This window comes from Pseudomonas sp. Irchel s3b5, assembly GCF_900187435.1.
GTDB lineage: Bacteria > Pseudomonadota > Gammaproteobacteria > Pseudomonadales > Pseudomonadaceae > Aquipseudomonas.
Genome location: NZ_FYDY01000018.1, coordinates 54403 through 70521 on the forward strand (window position 1 = coordinate 54403; position 16119 = coordinate 70521).

Consider the following 16119-nt stretch of genomic DNA (forward strand, 5'->3'; position numbering starts at 1 on the left):
CCTCCCGACCCATAGCCCGTCTACACTCGAAGCATTCCCCCGAGCCATAACGAGACCGTTATGCCCAGATTGCCGACCGTGCTTTTTTTGCTGTCGCTGATGACCTGGACCGCAACGGCTGGCGCGCTGACTCTCACAGACGAAGAACGTCGCTGGCTGACGGCTCATCCGGACTTGCGCCTGGGTGTCGATGCCTCATGGCCCCCGTTTGAGTTTCGCGACGATCAGGGTCGCTATCAGGGCTTGGCTGCCGACTATATCCAGGTGATACGCCAGCGATTGGCCGTAAAGCTCACACCCGTTGAACCCGTAAGTTGGTCCGTCGTCCTACAGCAAGCCAAACAGGGCAAGCTGGACCTGCTGCCCGGCATCATGTCGACGCCCGAACGCCAGGCTTTTCTGTCCTTTACCCGTCCTTACCTGGACTTTCCGATTGTCATCCTGGCCCATGCCGGAGGCCCGCAACCGCGCAAAATCGAAGATCTGTACGGGCTGAAAATCGCCGTCGTGGAGAACTACGCGCCCCACGAACTCTTGCGCACACACAATCCCGATCTCAACTTAGTGGCGATGCCCAACGTCAGCTCGGCGTTGCAGGCATTGGCGACCGATGAAGTAGACGCCGTTGTGGGGGATCTGGCCTCCAGCGTCTGGAGCCTGCGCCAGCTCAAGCTCGACGGGCTGTATGTCAGCGGTGAGACCCCTTACCGCTATCAGATGGCCATGGGCGTACCCCGCGACAACAAAACTCTGGTCGGCATTCTCGACAAAGTCCTGGCAGACATGAGCCCGGCGGAAATCAGCGCCATCCAGGAACGTTGGGTGGGCAACGTCCTCGATCATCGAACGTTCTGGAACGATCTGCTGATTTACGGCTTACCGGGGTTGCTGTTGTTGACCTTCGTGCTGGCGGCGGTCATTCGGATCAACCGTCGCTTGAGTTCGGAAATTGCCCGCCGGGTCGATCTGGAGCAAGAACTGCGCATTAGCGAATACCATTACCGCGGCCTGGTGGAGAGCCTGTCGGCTATCGCGTGGGAAGCGAAGATGGACGATTTCACCTACAGCTACGTGTCCCCCCATGCCAAAGAACTGCTGGGTTATCCCTTGGCCCATTGGCTGATCCCGGGCTTCTGGCGCAACATCATTCACCCCGCCGACCTGATCCGCGCCCAGACCTACTGCGACAACGAAGTACTGGCTGGACGTGACCACACCCTCGATTACCGGGTCATCACCGCTGACGGCCGTTGCTTGTGGGTGCGCGACATCGTCAGCCTGATCGAACACGGCCATGAGCCAGTGCTGCGCGGACTGATGATCGATATCAGCGACGCCAAACGCACCGAAGAAGCGCTGCGCCTGTCGGAGCAGAAATTCGCCTCGGTGTTCCAGCAATGCCCGGACATTCTGGTGATCGCGCGGCTTTCCGACGGCTGTCTTCTTGAAGTCAACGAAGCGTTTGAAGAACAGATTGGCCTCCGGGCCGAAGACGTCATCGGCCTCACCGCCACCGACCTCAACATCTGGGGTATTCCCGGCGTGGGGCCGGGCCTGTTGCAGCGGCTGCAGGCCGGCAGCATCCGCAACCTGGAAATGCCTTTCCGTCGCAACAATGGCCAAGTGTTTACCGGCCTGATCTCCGCCGAGCCGTTCGATCTCGACATGACGCCCGCGCTGGTGGTCGTGGTGCGTGACATCACTCAGCTCAAGGAAACCCAGCAACAGCTGCAAACGTCCGAAGAAAAATTCGCCAAGGCCTTCCACGCCTCGCCCGACGGTTTATTGCTGTCGCGGCAAAGCGATGGCCTGCTACTGGAGGTCAACGAGGGTTTCAGCCGCATCACCGGGTTCAACAGCGCCATGTCGGTGGATCGTTCGGCGCTGGATTTGGGGATCTGGGTCAACCTCAACGAACGCAAACAAATGCTCGACCTGTTGCATCGTGATGGCTTCGTCCGCGACTTCAGCTGCCACATCCGCCGCAGCGACGGGCAGATCCGGCTTTGCGAAGTGTCCAGCCGGCCGCTGCCGATCGGCGATGAAGACTGCATGTTGACCATCGCCCGGGACATCACCGAGCGGCACCTGATGCAGGAAAAACTGCAACAGGCCGCGACCGTATTCGAGAGCACCGCGGAAGGTGTATTAATCACCGACACCCAGCAGCACATCAGCGCGGTCAACCGGGCGTTCACTGAAATCACCGGCTACAGCGAAAGCGAGGCCTTGGGCCATACGCCGCGCCTGCTTGCCTCAGGCCTGCACGACAGCGCGTTCTACGCGGCCATGTGGCACCAACTGACCGCCGAGGGACACTGGCAAGGCGAGATTTCCAACCGGCGCAAAAACGGCGAACTCTATCCGAGCTGGTTAACCATCAGCTCCGTGCGTAACCGGGACAAATTAATCACTCACTTTGTCGCGGTGTTTGCCGACATTTCCAGCCTCAAGCACGCCCAGGCCAAACTCGACTACCAGGCACACCATGATCCGCTGACCGGCCTGCCCAACCGCACATTGTTTGAAAGCCGATTGCTGACCGCACTCAATAATCAGCAGGAAAATGGCGGCCAGGGCGCCGTGTTGTTTCTCGACCTTGACCGCTTCAAGCATATCAACGACAGCCTTGGCCATCCGGTCGGCGACTTGCTGCTCAAAGGCATCGCCATACGCCTCAAGGAGCAACTTCGTGATATCGATACCGTGGCGCGCCTGGGCGGGGACGAGTTCATCATCCTGCTGCCCGGCCTGCAACAACCCACCGATGCCGACAACATCGCCACCAAACTGCTCAACTGCTTCTCGGCGCCCTTCCAGGCCGGCGAGCATGAGTTTTTCATCAGCGCCAGCATCGGCACCAGCCTCTATCCGAAGGATGGCAGCGACGTCGCCACGCTGATCAAGAATGCGGACGCGGCGATGTATCGCTCCAAGGCCAAGGGCCGCAACCGCGTAGAAAGCTATACCCGCGACCTCACGGCCCAGGCCAGCGAGCGTGTGGCCCTGGAACACGAACTTCGCCGCGCCATCGAACGCAACGAACTGCACCTGTACTACCAACCAAAAATCAGCCTCGATGACTACCGCCTGGTCGGTGCCGAAGCCTTGATCCGCTGGCACCACCCGACCTTTGGTGACGTGCCGCGAGAGCACTTCATTCCGTTGGCCGAAGAAAACGGCATGATCCTGCAAATCGGCGACTGGGTCCTCGAAACCGCCTGCCGCCAGATACGCGAGTGGCACCAGCTGTACGAAGGCCTCGGTCCGCTCTCGGTCAACCTCGCCGGGGCTCAACTGCGTCAGCCGAACCTGCTGGGCCGAATCGAACAACTGCTCAAGGACAACGGCCTCAACCCCGGTATTCTGCAACTGGAAATTACCGAAAACTTCATCATGAGCCAGGCCGAAGAGGCCTTGGCCGTGCTGCATCAACTCAAACAATTGGGCGTCCAACTGGCCATCGACGACTTCGGAACAGGCTATTCCTCCCTGAGCTACCTCAAGCGCCTGCCGTTGGACATTCTCAAGATCGACCAGTCTTTCGTCCGCGGCCTGCCCGACGACCCACACGACGCGGCCATTGTGCGAGCCATAATCGCCCTCGGACGAAGCATGCAATTCACCGTCATCGCCGAAGGAGTCGAGACCCAGGCACAGCAACAATTCCTCGCCGCCGAAGGCTGCGAACAGATCCAGGGCTACATCGTCAGCCTGCCCCTGCCCCCCGAGGAATTTGCTGCGACGTTTCTTCGTACAAACGTAAAGGCTTTTTCGGATGGCACAGCCGTGAAACCGTCGCTATAATCCGCGACCTACTGAGGGCCTATAGCTCAGTTGGTTAGAGCAGAGGACTCATAATCCTTTGGTCCACGGTTCAAGTCCGTGTGGGCCCACCACACTCAAAGCCGCGCAATGCGCGGCTTTTTCGTGTCTGCCGTTTAGATTTGTTTACTTAAGGTTTCGCTTTATCGGATGACGCCTTAGGACCTTGTAGGCAAACTCCGAATCTGCTGTTTGGGCACTTTGCCGCCTTGTTGCGCTTTTCTTTGACGGGATAGTCTGCGGACGTCGCTGGCCATTCAGCGATCGGGCTTGGAAACCCGTCGGATCAAAAGCGCAGCAGTATCTACCACTACTCCAGTCGTTTTTTACGACTGCGAGGCTGTGTTATGGCAGCTGTGCGTGGGACGCTTTCGGGCGTGCCGGTTTCCTTGATCCCCGGTTTTCCAACCCGCGTACAGCTGCCACCCATTCGCTTGGAAACGAACGTGGCGGCTCCTTGGATTAAGGAGTTACATAATGAGCAAACCCATCTCGTCCGATCCTTCAGAACTCAAAACCGTCGGCTTCACCCCCTTTCTGTATCTCTCGGACCAACCACTATTCCACGTCTGCCGCGACGTCCCCATCGCCGACGCTCTGGCCCAAGCCTCCGACCTGCTGTTCCTCGCCAAGTCCCTCACCGTGGACGCCGCCTACGCTCAAAACTCCGACCGTCATGCCTGGGCCGCGCATTACCTGACGACGATGAGCAAAGCGGTGATTGATGATGTGGTGAAGGTGCTGACGCGCAAACCGGCGCAAACGAGAGCGCAGGCAGATCAGTAAAACAAACAGAGCCTGAAAATTCCCAAACAGGGACCGAGCGTTCCCTTTTTGGGACTGATTAGCGCCAGATGCTTCGGTTCTTCAGTTCAATCACATCATGAAGGCATGGCCTGCACGGCCAACCGCCGTTCCAGCATTGGCCCCGTCAGCATGCCCTGATACGTATCCGCCGGCCGTCCCCACTGCTCAACGAGCGTCATGCCGTCGACCAATGTCGCCGCCAATTCGGCAATCGTCTCGGCCTGATCTTCTATGATTTTTTGAGTCCGAAGCCACAGCCGATCTGTCATCTCTTTAAGCTCCGCCGCGATCCGCTCAACCGACGCAGGATCAGTGTCCGGGTAGACGATATTTCGCAGCAGATGCTGAAGCTCCCTGACCTTTGCGTAATCCTGCTCCGCGCCCTGCTCGCCTTTGAGGATGGCGGTGGCTTTGCGCTTGTCGACGCGTTTGGCGGCTGAGGGTTTTGAGGGCAGGGTTTGCGCCATAGCGCCAGCCAGGAGCACCATCATTCGGGCTTCCAGATGTTCCTTCATGGCTTCCATCGACGAAATGGGGCGCACCAGGGTAATGGTCGCCCCTCCGTAGTGGCGCAGATCCTTGGTCACCGTCAAGGTCACACCCCCCGTGGCAAAGCCCAGGGCGCGGGCCACGACGTAGTGGCCCATTTCGTGATGGGCGATTTGCAATGCACGCTCGCGTACTGCGGGAGGCAGCTTCCTCGTCATGTCCATCGCATCTGAACCTTCGTTCCAGCATTCGACTACGAGTAACTCTAGCGCCCCGCGCACTGTAGGAGCGAGCTTGCTCGCGATGAACTCAAGAACGACGCGTTTATTCTGCAAGTACGCGTTATCGTTAACGTCCATCGCGAGCAGGCTCGCTCCTACGGTAAAGCGTAAGCAATCACATAATCCCCACGATCCGTCGACTGACGCGCGCCGCCCACCGTCAGCAGGATGTACTGCTTGCCGGTTTTCGGTGAAACGTAGGTCATCGGCCCGGACTGGCTGCCCACTGGCAGGCGCGATTTCCAGATTTCGTTGCCGTTGCCGGTGTCGAAGGCGCGCAGGTAGAAGTCCTGGGTGCCGGCGAAGAACAGCAGGCCCGACTGGGTGGCGAGCGATGCGCCGAGGGTCGGCATGCCGATCGGAATTGGCAGGTGCATGCGGATGCCCATCGGGCCGGTGTCTTGCACGGTGCCGACCGGGACTTGCCACATCAGTTTGTGGGTCTTGAGGTCGATGGCCGACATGGTGCCGAACGGTGGTTTCTGGCACGGAATGCCAACTGCCGAGAGGAAGCGTTCGCGCATGGCGCCGAACGGCGTGCCTTCCTGCGGGACCACGCCCATTTCGATACCGCTGGCCCCGGCGCCGATCTTGTCACGCGGGATCATGTAGTTGGCCAGGCCCAGGCGCATGTCGTTGACGAACATGTAGTTAGTGTTCGGATCAACCGAGACGCTGCCCCAGTTCATGCCGCCCAGCGAGCCCGGGAATTGCAGGGCGCGGTCCATGCCTGGCGGGGTGTAGACGCCTTCGTGGCGCATGCCTTTGAACTGGATGCGGCACATCAATTGGTCGAACGGTGTGGCGCCCCACATGTCGGACTCGGTCAGGGTTTTGTTGCCGATGGACGGCATGTCGACAGAGAACGGCTGGGTCGGCGAGTAGTGTTCGCCGGGCACATGGCCCTGCGGCACCGGACGCTCTTCAACCCGAGCGATCGGCACGCCGGTCTCACGGTTGAGCAGGAAGATCTCGCCTTGCTTGGTGACTTGCGCCAGCGCAGGCTGGGTGCCGCCCTTGTCGTCGGGCACGTCGTACAGCAGCGGTTGGGCAGGCAGGTCGAAATCCCACAGATCGTTGTGGGTGGTCTGGAAATGCCAGCGCACTTGGCCGGTTTTCACGTCGATGGCAACGACGGAGGAGTTCCACTTGTTGTCCATTTCGGTGCGCTGACCGCCGAAGAAATCCGGTGTGGCGTTACCGGTTGGCAGGTACACCAGACCGAGATTGGCGTCGTAGGACGTGGCCGACCACACGTTCGGCGTACCACGGGTATACGTCTCACCGGCCGGAGGGCGTTTGGTGGTGTTCGGGTTACCCGGATCCCACGCCCAGACCAGTTCACCAGTGCGCACGTCGTAGGCACGCACCACGCCCGGCGGCTCGCCAGTGGAATAGTTATCGGCCACGCGGCCACCGACGATCACTACGTCACCCGCAACCAATGGGGTCGAGGTTTGCTGGTAGTAACCGGGCTTCACTTCGCCCATGTCAGTAGTCAGATCGACGGTGCCTTTATTGCCGAACTCTTCGCAGGGCTTGCCGGTTTCAGCGTTGATGGCGATCAGGCGCGCATCGCCGGTCGGCAGAAACAGACGTTTCGTACAGGCTGTAGGCTGATTGTCTGAAGACGCCGGGGTTTCGGAATAGCCCAGGCCACGGCAGCGCTGCCAGTTGGGCGCGGTGCCTTGCGGGTCGAACTTCCAGCGTTGGGTGCCGGTGTCGGCATCGAGGGCGAAGACTTTGCCGTAGGCGGTGCAGGTGTAGACCGTGTCACCGATTTGCAGCGGGGTGTTCTGGTCTTCGGCGCCAGCGCCGGTGCTCTGCGGAATGTCGCCGGTGCGGAAGGTCCACGCGACCTGCAACTTGTCGATGTTGCCCTTGTTGATCTGGTCCAGCGCGGCGAAGCGGTTGCCAGCGGTGGTGTTGCCCCAATGGGCCCAGTCTTTCTGTTCGGTGCCCGGAGCAACCGGCGTTACCGCAGGCACAGTGGCGTTTTTAACCACGTGGGTCGGCACGAACATGTAGGCCAAGGTCGCAACGACGCCAACACCCAGAATGCCCGCCAAGCCGTAAGCGCCACGCCCGCCGCTCGCGCCCGAAGCGCGGACCAGGGTCGGATAGATCAACGCCACCACCAGACCGATGACGGCAAACGTCAGCACCCGCGAGACCAGCGGCCAGTATTCAAAACCGGTGTCCCAAACAGCCCAGATCGCCGTGAGAATCAACGCGACACCGTACAGCCAGGCACCGAGCTGCCTACGCCGGGCAATCATCAGCCCGGACGCCAGCATCGCCAGGCCCATCAGCAGGAAATACCAGCTACCACCCAGCGCGATCAGGTAACCACCGCCACCGACCAGACCGAGCCCGATCAGTGCAATCAACACACCCAGCCCCGCCAGCACCCATTTGCTGCCGGCGGCAGCCCCAGAATTTTTCATGTCGGACATTTTCCCCATTTGTGACAAGGGCGGAATAATGTACTAGCTAGTTACTTATGGCAATTTGTCGCAGCTGGAAATGTCATGAACGGTACTGAGGCCAGATCAAGGATCCGTCGCGAGCGTCGTACAGAAACTGCCTGTAACATGCTTGCGCACTGATCCATGCCGCTGGAGATAACCCTTTGCCTGACACTCGCACACCCGTTCTCGATGAAATCGACCGCCAGTTGATTGCCGCCCTGCAGATCAACGCCCGCGAGAGCGTGGCCATGCTCGCCCGGCAATTGGGCATTGCCCGCACCACGGTGACTTCACGCCTGGCGCGCTTGGAAAAGGCCAAGGTAATCACTGGTTATGGTGTGCGTCTTGGACAGAGGGTGGTGGATGGCGGGTTGCAGGCATATGTGGGGATTACAGTGCAACCGCGTTCGGGCAAGGAGGTGTTGCGGCGGTTGAGTGCTATGGCGCAGGTGCAGCAGTTGTGTGCTGTGAGTGGCGAATTTGATTATGTGGCGTGGTTGCGCACCGATTCGCCGGAGCAGCTGGATCAGTTGCTGGATCAGATTGGCAGCGTGGATGGGGTGGAGAAGACCACGACGTCGATCATCTTGAGTAGCAAGATTGATCGGGGGCAGCCGGTTTAAGTTTTTCCGGTGGTTTTAGGTGCCTGACAGGCTAGCAAAGACCTGTAGGAGCTGGCTTGCCGGCGAAGGCGTCCGGATCTTCAATACAAAATTCCACGGCCTCTTCGCTGGCAAGCCAGCTCCTACAGTGGTCAGTGTGCGCAGTAACATTGTCAGAATGACCTGATAAATGGCAAAACGACGACACTTTGCGTCTTATTAACGTGTTCTGTGCTCTCTAGAATGGCTGGCATCTTTTCCTATACTCAGATGCGCATTCCGCGTCGGGTCGCCAGCAAGGTCAGCCATGAACAAGAACAATCGCCATCCTGCAGACGGTAAGAAACCAATCACCATTTTCGGCCCCGACTTTCCTTTCGCCTTCGACGACTGGATCGAACACCCGGCCGGTTTGGGCAGCATTCCCGAGCACAATCACGGTGCCGAAGTGGCGATTGTCGGTGGCGGGATCGCCGGTCTGGTGGCGGCGTATGAGCTGATGAAACTGGGCCTGAAACCGGTCGTCTACGAAGCCTCGAAAATGGGCGGCCGTCTTCGCTCTCAGGCGTTCAATGGCGCCGAAGGCATTGTTGCCGAACTGGGCGGGATGCGTTTCCCGGTATCGTCCACCGCGTTCTATCACTACGTCGACAAACTGGGTCTGGAAACCAAGCCTTTCCCTAACCCGCTGACGCCCGCGTCGGGCAGCACGGTGATCGACCTCGAAGGCCAGACCCATTACGCACAGAAGCTGTCGGATCTTCCTGCGCTGTTCCAGGAAGTGGCTGACGCCTGGGCTGATGCGCTAGAAGCCGGTTCGCAGTTTGCCGATATCCAGCAAGCCATTCGCGACCGCGATGTGCCACGCCTGAAAGAGCTGTGGAACACCCTGGTGCCGCTGTGGGACGACCGCACCTTCTACGATTTCGTCGCCACCTCCAAAGCGTTCGCCAAGCTCTCGTTCCATCACCGCGAAGTGTTCGGCCAGGTCGGTTTCGGTACCGGCGGCTGGGACTCGGACTTCCCGAACTCGATGCTGGAAATTTTCCGCGTGGTGATGACCAACTGCGACGATCACCAGCACCTGGTGGTCGGTGGCGTGGAACAGGTTCCGCAGGGCATCTGGCGTCATGTGCCGGAACGTTGCGCGCATTGGCCAGCGGGCACCAGCCTCAGCTCGTTGCACAACGGCGCACCACGCACTGGCGTGAAGAAGATTTCCCACGCGCCGGGTGGCCGTTTCGCCGTCACCGACAACTGGGGCGACACCCGCGAATACGCCGCCGTGCTGACCACCTGCCAGAGCTGGTTGCTGACCACCCAGATCGAATGCGACGAAACCCTGTTTTCGCAAAAGATGTGGATGGCTTTGGACCGCACTCGCTACATGCAGTCGTCGAAGACTTTCGTGATGGTCGACCGCCCGTTCTGGAAGGATAAAGATCCAGAAACCGGCCGCGACCTGATGAGCATGACCCTCACCGATCGCCTGACCCGTGGCACCTATCTGTTCGACAACGGCGACGACAAACCCGGCGTGATTTGCCTGTCGTACTCGTGGATGAGCGACGCGCTGAAAATGCTGCCGCAGCCGGTGGAAAAACGCGTGAAGCTGGCGCTGGATGCGTTGAAGAAGATCTACCCGAAAGTCGACATCGCCGCGCGCATCATCGGCGACCCGATCACCGTTTCGTGGGAAGCCGACCCGCATTTCCTCGGCGCGTTCAAAGGCGCCCTGCCCGGCCACTACCGCTACAACCAGCGCATGTACGCGCACTTCATGCAGGACGACATGCCAGCCGAGCAGCGCGGGATCTTCATCGCCGGTGACGACGTTTCGTGGACACCGGCCTGGGTTGAGGGCGCGGTACAGACGTCGCTCAACGCGGTGTGGGGCATCATGAAACATTTCGGCGGTGCAACTCACGCCGAGAATCCGGGTCCAGGAGATGTGTTCAACGAGATCGGACCGATCGCCCTGCCCGAGTAAGAGGAATCCGAAATGCGCGTAGCCCTTTACCAATGTCCACCGCTGCCGCTGGATGTCGCCGGCAACCTGCACCGCTTGCAGCAGCTTGTGCTGGAGGCAAAAGGCGCCGATCTGTTGGTGCTGCCGGAAATGTTCCTGACCGGCTACAACATCGGCGTCGATGCCGTCAGCGTGCTGGCGCAGGTGCACAACGGTGAATCGGCGCAGCAGATTGCGCGTATTGCAAAGGCTGCCGGGATCGCCATTTTGTATGGCTACCCCGAGCGCACCGAGGACGGGCAGATCTACAACGCCGTGCAGCTGATAGACGCTAATGGCGAGCGCGTCTGCAACTACCGCAAGACCCATCTGTTCGGCGATCTGGATCACTCGATGTTCAGCGCCGGTTCCGACGATTTTCCCATCGTTGAACTCAATGGCTGGAAGCTCGGCTTCCTGATCTGCTACGACCTGGAATTTCCGGAGAACGCCCGACGTCTGGCCCTGGCCGGTGCAGAGCTGATTCTGGTGCCGACCGCGAACATGATTCCGTTCGATTTCGTCGCCGATGTCACCGTGCGCGCCCGCGCCTTCGAAAACCAATGCTATGTGGCCTACGCCAACTACTGCGGTACAGAAGGCGACATCCACTACTGCGGCCAGAGCAGCATCGCTGCGCCGGATGGCAGCCGCATTGCCCAGGCCGGATTGGATGAGGCACTGATCGTCGCAGAGCTGAATCGACAGCTGATGATCGATTCCCGTGCCGCCAATCGCTACCTGATTGATCGTCGTCCCGAGCTTTACGGCGACCTGAACAAGCGCTAGCCCACCGTAATCCGCTAGCATTGGCACTTCACTGTTCTGGAAGTGCCCATGCCCGCGCTGAATCCCCCTCGCCCCCACACTGAAACCCTGGCCAATGGCTTGCGGGTGACGCTGCGTCATGCACCGAACTTGAAGCGCTGCGCGGCAGCGTTGCGCGTTGCTGCGGGCAGCCATGACGTGCCACTGGCCTGGCCCGGTCTGGCGCACTTTCTCGAGCATCTGCTGTTTTTGGGGACTGAGCGTTTTCCTGCGGGACAAGGGCTGATGGCTTACGTCCAGAGTCATGGTGGACAAGTGAATGCGCGGACCAGCGAACGCACCACCGACTACTTTTTCGAATTGCCACCTCAAGCATTCGTTGATGGGCTGGAGCGTCTGTCAGACATGCTCGCCCATCCGCGTATGAATCCGGACGATCAAATGCGGGAGCGGGAAGTGCTGCACGCGGAATATGTCGCGTGGTCGCAAGATCCGACAGCTCAGCAGCAGTTTGCTCTCTTCAACGGACTTTCACAGGCTCATCCACTGCGAGGCTTTCACGCTGGCAATCGCGACAGCCTGCCTGTTGCGCAACCCGAGTTTCAGCAAGCCTTGCAGGATTTTTACCAGCGCTACTATCAGACCGGGCAGATGACCTTGAGCCTGGCGGGACCGCAGAGTCTCGATGAATTGAGGGAGATGGCCAACGCGTTTGGCAGAGTCATTGCCAAGGGCGAAGTTGTAGCACAACAAGCCCCAACTCCCCTGATGGAAACGTCGGATAGAAGTTATCAACAGGCCGGCGAGCGGCGATTGGATTTACTGTTCACGCTCGAAGCGCTACCCGAGTCGTCTGCCGAAGCGCTGGCGTTTCTGTGCCATTGGCTCAACACCGAGAAACCGGGCAGTTTGCTGGCGGATTTACACGAACGCGGGCTAGCTCTAAAACTCAAGGCCACCCCGCTGTACCAGTTCGCCGGGCAAGCCGTGCTGCACATCGAATTCACCTTGCCCGCCAATGCGCCGGTAACCGGAATTCCTGAACGACTCATGGATTGGCTGAGCTTCTTCGCCGGGCAAAACTGGAGCGGGGTACGCGAAGAATACGCGGCGTTGCTTGAGCGTCAGCAACAGGTCAGCAGTGCGCTGCAATTGGCCCGTCTGGACAGCGAACAACGCGAATTCGGGTTAACCGAGCACGGCGTTACAGCCCTCAAATCAATCCTTGAACAAATTGGCGCTGTGGATAACTTCAGCGGCCCTTGGCAATTGCCGGCACCCAATCCTTTTTTGCGCGCCGAAGCACCGGCATCGAACGCCGGACTGATTCGCGGCCAGACCAGTGCCCACCGTGGCCTGCGCACCTTTGCCCAGGATCGCTCGCGCAGTCGTCGCGAACGCTCACCGATGCAGTTCAGTCAGGCACTACCGGACAACGGTGCGGAAGGTGCGATTTATCTGCGCTGGCGTCTGGACTCGACACCCGGCAGCACCCTTCAATCACGATTGGAAAATGACCTGCAACCGTTGCGCGAAGACGCACGTCAGGCCGGTGTGGATTTTTCCTTCAGCGCTTCGGGAAATGAATGGCTGCTGAAAATGACCGGGCTACAGGAGCCGATGCCCATCGTCCTGGAGCATGCGCTGAAAGAGCTGACAACGCCTGTTGCGGGGTTCTCACAGGAAGAACCGGCGAGCGCCGCACAGATGCCGATTCGACAACTGCTCAAGGCGTTGCCCGACCACTGTCTAGAACCCACTGCGCACTCGGATGACGTCCAGCAGCTCTGGTCGAGTGCTCGCTGGGATGGTCTGGCCGTGGGGTTATCCGCTCAGACTCAAGCGGGCATGGGGCTGGCTTTGAGTCGAGTACCCGGCACGTCTGATCATCAACCGGCGTTGCCGACTTCGATCCGTTCGCGGCGGGTGTGGAGCACGGTCGACACCGGCTCCAGCGAACACGCACTGCTGCTGTTCTGCCCGACAGCGACTGACGAAATGTCCGACGAAGCTGCCTGGCGTTTACTCGCTCACCTCTGCCAGACACCGTTTTACCAACGGCTGCGGGTGGAGTTGCAACTGGGTTATGCGGTGTTCAGCGCCCTGCGCCAGATTCATGGGCAAACCGGGCTGCTGTTCGGCGTGCAATCGCCAAGCGTTGCGCCAACGGAGCTGCTGCAACACATCGAGCATTTTCTGGGCGGGTTACCGGAACGGATCACTGCCATCGACGACCCTGTTTTGATCGCTCAGCGCCAGGTGCTCGCCGAACAGTTTTCGAGCACCGTGTTGCCCACCGCCCAGGCCGCCGACCTACTCTGGCAGGGCAAACTGGCCGGCCGCTCGTCGGATTACCTGACACAACTGCCCGAAGCAATCCTGCAGATCGACCGCGCTGAATTGCTCGCAGCAGCACAGCGATTGAATCAGGCCGAAGGCGGCTGGCTGTGCCTTGCCAACTGCGCGAAACCAGGCGCTCCTTGGCAAGCGACAAAATGATCATTACCGGGGCGGTAAGGAGCTTTCTCAAAGATTCACGGGCAATCCCTTTGAAATTTTGAGTAACATAGCAGCCTAACTATTTGGAACATCTCTCACTTGAGGTGGACTATACCTATAGATAGCGCTGTCCCACCCTACTTGAAGGAGCTCGATTTATGGCCTGGACCAAACCGGCTTACACCGATCTGCGTATCGGCTTTGAAGTCACCATGTACTTCGCAAGCCGCTAATCTCTGCCTTGGCAGATGAGCAGCACAACGCCTCGGTTATCCGAGGCGTTTTATTTTCAGCGTTGAAATGATGGAGCGCCCATGTTTGTCCAGATTCTAGGTTCCGCTGCCGGCGGCGGTTTTCCACAGTGGAACTGCAACTGCGTGAACTGCGCAGGTTTTCGCGACGGCAGCCTGCGGGCCAAGGCGCGGACGCAATCGTCCATCGCGATCTCCGATGACGGCGTGAACTGGGTGCTGTGCAACACGTCCCCGGACATCCGCGCACAACTCCAGGACTTCGCCCCGATGCAACCGGGCCGCGCCCTGCGTGATACCGGGATCAGCGCAATCATCCTGATGGACAGCCAAATCGATCACACCACCGGCCTGCTCATGCTGCGCGAGGGTTGCCCGCACCAAGTGTGGTGCACCGACATGGTCCACGAAGACTTGAGCACCGGTTTCCCGCTGTTCACCATGCTGACTCACTGGAATGGCGGGTTGAACTGGAACCGCATTGAGCTCGACCAGAGCTTCAGCGTGCCGGCCTGCCCGAACCTGCGTTTCACCCCATTGCCTCTGCGTAGCGCCGCACCGCCCTACTCGCCCCATCGCTTCGACCCGCATCCTGGCGACAACATCGGCCTGATCGTCGAAGACCTCGGCACCGGAGGCAAACTGTTCTATGCGCCGGGACTGGGCAAGGTGGATGCGGCGCTGCTGGACATCATGGCCGACAGCGATTGCCTGCTGGTGGATGGAACGTTGTGGGACGACGATGAAATGCAGCGTCGCGGCGTCGGTACCCGCACCGGTCGCGAGATGGGCCACCTGGCGCAGAACGGCCCCGGCGGTATGCTCGAAGTCTTTGAGCAACTGCCCGAGTCGCGCAAGGTGCTTATCCACATCAACAACACCAACCCCATTCTTGATGAGGATTCACCGGAGCGTGCGGAGCTGGATCGGCGCAATGTTGAAGTGGCTTATGACGGCATGAGTATTGTGCTGTAGCGAATGGTCCCATCGCTGGCAAGCCAGCTCCTACAGGGGAATGTAGGAGCTGGCTTGCCGGCGATGAGGCCAGCTCAGACGATGAAGAATCCACCGGTCCTACCCGGAGAACCGCAATGACTGACACCCCAATGTCCCCCGCCGAATTCGAAGCGGCCCTGCGCGCCAAGGGCGCCTACTACCACATCCATCACCCGTATCACGTGGCGATGTACGAAGGCCGGGCGAGCCGTGAGCAGATCCAGGGCTGGGTCGCCAACCGCTTTTACTATCAGGTGAACATCCCCCTGAAGGACGCGGCGATCCTCGCCAACTGTCCGGACCGCGAGATCCGGCGCGAGTGGATTCAGCGCCTGCTCGACCATGACGGAGCCCCCGGTGAAGACGGCGGCATCGAAGCGTGGTTGCGATTGGGTCAAGCCGTTGGTCTCGACCCGGACCAATTGCGCTCCCAGGAACTGGTACTGCCCGGCGTACGCTTCGCCGTCGACGCTTACGTCAATTTCGCCCGTCGGGCCCGTTGGCAGGAAGCCGCCAGCAGCTCGCTGACGGAACTGTTCGCCCCGCAAATTCATCAGTCGCGCCTGGACAGCTGGCCGCAGCATTACCCGTGGATCGACCCGGCCGGCTACGAGTATTTCCGCACCCGCCTGGGCCAGGCGCGGCGCGATGTCGAGCACGGTCTGGCGATCACGCTTGAGCACTACAAAACCCGCGAAGGCCAGGAGCGCATGCTGGAAATTCTCCAGTTCAAACTGGACATTCTTTGGAGCATGCTCGACGCCATGAGCATGGCCTACGAACTGAAACGCCCGCCGTATCACAGCGTGACCGGGGAACGGGTCTGGCACAAAGGAATCACCTTATGAGTTTCGATCGCAGCAAGACCCCGACCTGGCGTCCCGGCTACCGCTTCCAGTACGAACCGGCGCAAAAAGGCCATGTGCTGCTGTACCCGGAAGGCATGATTAAACTCAATGACAGCGCCGCATTGATTGGCGGTTTGATCGATGGCGAACGCGACGTCGCAGCGATCATCGCCGAACTCGACCAGCAGTTCCCCGGCGTGCTCGAACTCGGTGAGGACATCGAGCAGTTCATGGAGGTTGCCCGTGCGCAGCACTGGATCGAACTTGCCTGATT

General features: G+C 59.8%; 12 protein-coding genes and 1 tRNA gene. 11 read left to right on the plus strand and 2 right to left on the minus strand.

Features of this window, described 5'->3' with window-relative positions; genetic code table 11:
- The first annotated feature begins 60 nt into the window (after nucleotides 1-60).
- The 3 genes from CKW15_RS18505 to CKW15_RS18515 all read left to right on the plus strand — a co-directional run bounded on the left by CKW15_RS18505 (nucleotide 61) and on the right by CKW15_RS18515 (nucleotide 4611).
- Nucleotides 61-3807 carry a bifunctional diguanylate cyclase/phosphodiesterase gene (locus CKW15_RS18505; RefSeq protein ID WP_095060351.1) on the plus strand — a complete coding sequence of 1249 codons (3747 nt, stop codon included), beginning with the start codon at nucleotides 61-63 and terminating at the stop codon, nucleotides 3805-3807.
- A gap of 15 nt (nucleotides 3808-3822) precedes the next feature.
- Nucleotides 3823-3899, plus strand: a tRNA-Ile gene (locus CKW15_RS18510).
- 403 nt (nucleotides 3900-4302) lie between these two features.
- Nucleotides 4303-4611: a DUF3077 domain-containing protein gene (locus tag CKW15_RS18515; RefSeq protein ID WP_095060354.1), complete on the plus strand. Its 309-nt coding sequence runs from the start codon at nucleotides 4303-4305 to the stop codon at nucleotides 4609-4611.
- A 95-nt stretch (nucleotides 4612-4706) separates the two neighbouring features.
- Here the strand turns inward: CKW15_RS18515 and CKW15_RS18520 are convergent, their stop codons facing one another.
- Nucleotides 4707-5339: a peptidase M41 gene (locus tag CKW15_RS18520; protein ID WP_095060404.1), complete on the minus strand. Its 633-nt coding sequence runs from the start codon at nucleotides 5337-5339 to the stop codon at nucleotides 4707-4709.
- 158 nt (nucleotides 5340-5497) lie between these two features.
- A complete protein-coding gene (locus CKW15_RS18525) occupies nucleotides 5498-7849 on the minus strand; it encodes a glucose/quinate/shikimate family membrane-bound PQQ-dependent dehydrogenase (protein WP_095152560.1) in 2352 nt (783 codons plus the stop codon).
- Between the two features lie 185 nt (nucleotides 7850-8034).
- On the opposite strand from CKW15_RS18525, the gene CKW15_RS18530 reads away from it, so the two are divergent.
- The 8 genes from CKW15_RS18530 (at nucleotide 8035) to pqqD (ending at nucleotide 16117) form a co-directional block, all read left to right on the plus strand.
- Entirely contained in the window at nucleotides 8035-8496 is a 462-nt protein-coding gene (locus CKW15_RS18530; RefSeq protein WP_046039454.1) for an Lrp/AsnC family transcriptional regulator, read from the plus strand.
- A 286-nt stretch (nucleotides 8497-8782) separates the two neighbouring features.
- Nucleotides 8783-10465, plus strand: coding sequence for an NAD(P)/FAD-dependent oxidoreductase (locus tag CKW15_RS18535; RefSeq protein WP_095060358.1), 1683 nt, complete (start codon nucleotides 8783-8785; stop codon nucleotides 10463-10465).
- A 12-nt stretch (nucleotides 10466-10477) separates the two neighbouring features.
- Nucleotides 10478-11272 carry a carbon-nitrogen hydrolase family protein gene (locus CKW15_RS18540; RefSeq protein WP_095060360.1) on the plus strand — a complete coding sequence of 265 codons (795 nt, stop codon included), beginning with the start codon at nucleotides 10478-10480 and terminating at the stop codon, nucleotides 11270-11272.
- A gap of 48 nt (nucleotides 11273-11320) precedes the next feature.
- Nucleotides 11321-13750 carry a pyrroloquinoline quinone biosynthesis protein PqqF gene (pqqF, locus tag CKW15_RS18545; RefSeq protein WP_095060361.1) on the plus strand — a complete coding sequence of 810 codons (2430 nt, stop codon included), beginning with the start codon at nucleotides 11321-11323 and terminating at the stop codon, nucleotides 13748-13750.
- A gap of 158 nt (nucleotides 13751-13908) precedes the next feature.
- On the plus strand, nucleotides 13909-13983 hold the full coding sequence (gene pqqA / locus CKW15_RS18550) for a pyrroloquinoline quinone precursor peptide PqqA (RefSeq protein ID WP_003444522.1): 75 nt from the start codon (nucleotides 13909-13911) through the stop codon (nucleotides 13981-13983).
- An 81-nt stretch (nucleotides 13984-14064) separates the two neighbouring features.
- Nucleotides 14065-14976, plus strand: a complete 912-nt coding sequence (pqqB, locus tag CKW15_RS18555) for a pyrroloquinoline quinone biosynthesis protein PqqB (protein WP_095060362.1) — start codon at nucleotides 14065-14067, stop codon at nucleotides 14974-14976.
- Nucleotides 14977-15092: 116 nt separating this feature from the next.
- Nucleotides 15093-15845, plus strand: a complete 753-nt coding sequence (gene pqqC, locus CKW15_RS18560; RefSeq protein ID WP_095060363.1) for a pyrroloquinoline-quinone synthase PqqC — start codon at nucleotides 15093-15095, stop codon at nucleotides 15843-15845.
- On the plus strand, nucleotides 15842-16117 hold the full coding sequence (pqqD, locus tag CKW15_RS18565; RefSeq protein ID WP_095060365.1) for a pyrroloquinoline quinone biosynthesis peptide chaperone PqqD: 276 nt from the start codon (nucleotides 15842-15844) through the stop codon (nucleotides 16115-16117). Before pqqC ends, pqqD begins: the two co-directional genes overlap by 4 nt.
- Nucleotides 16118-16119: the final 2 nt, after the last annotated feature.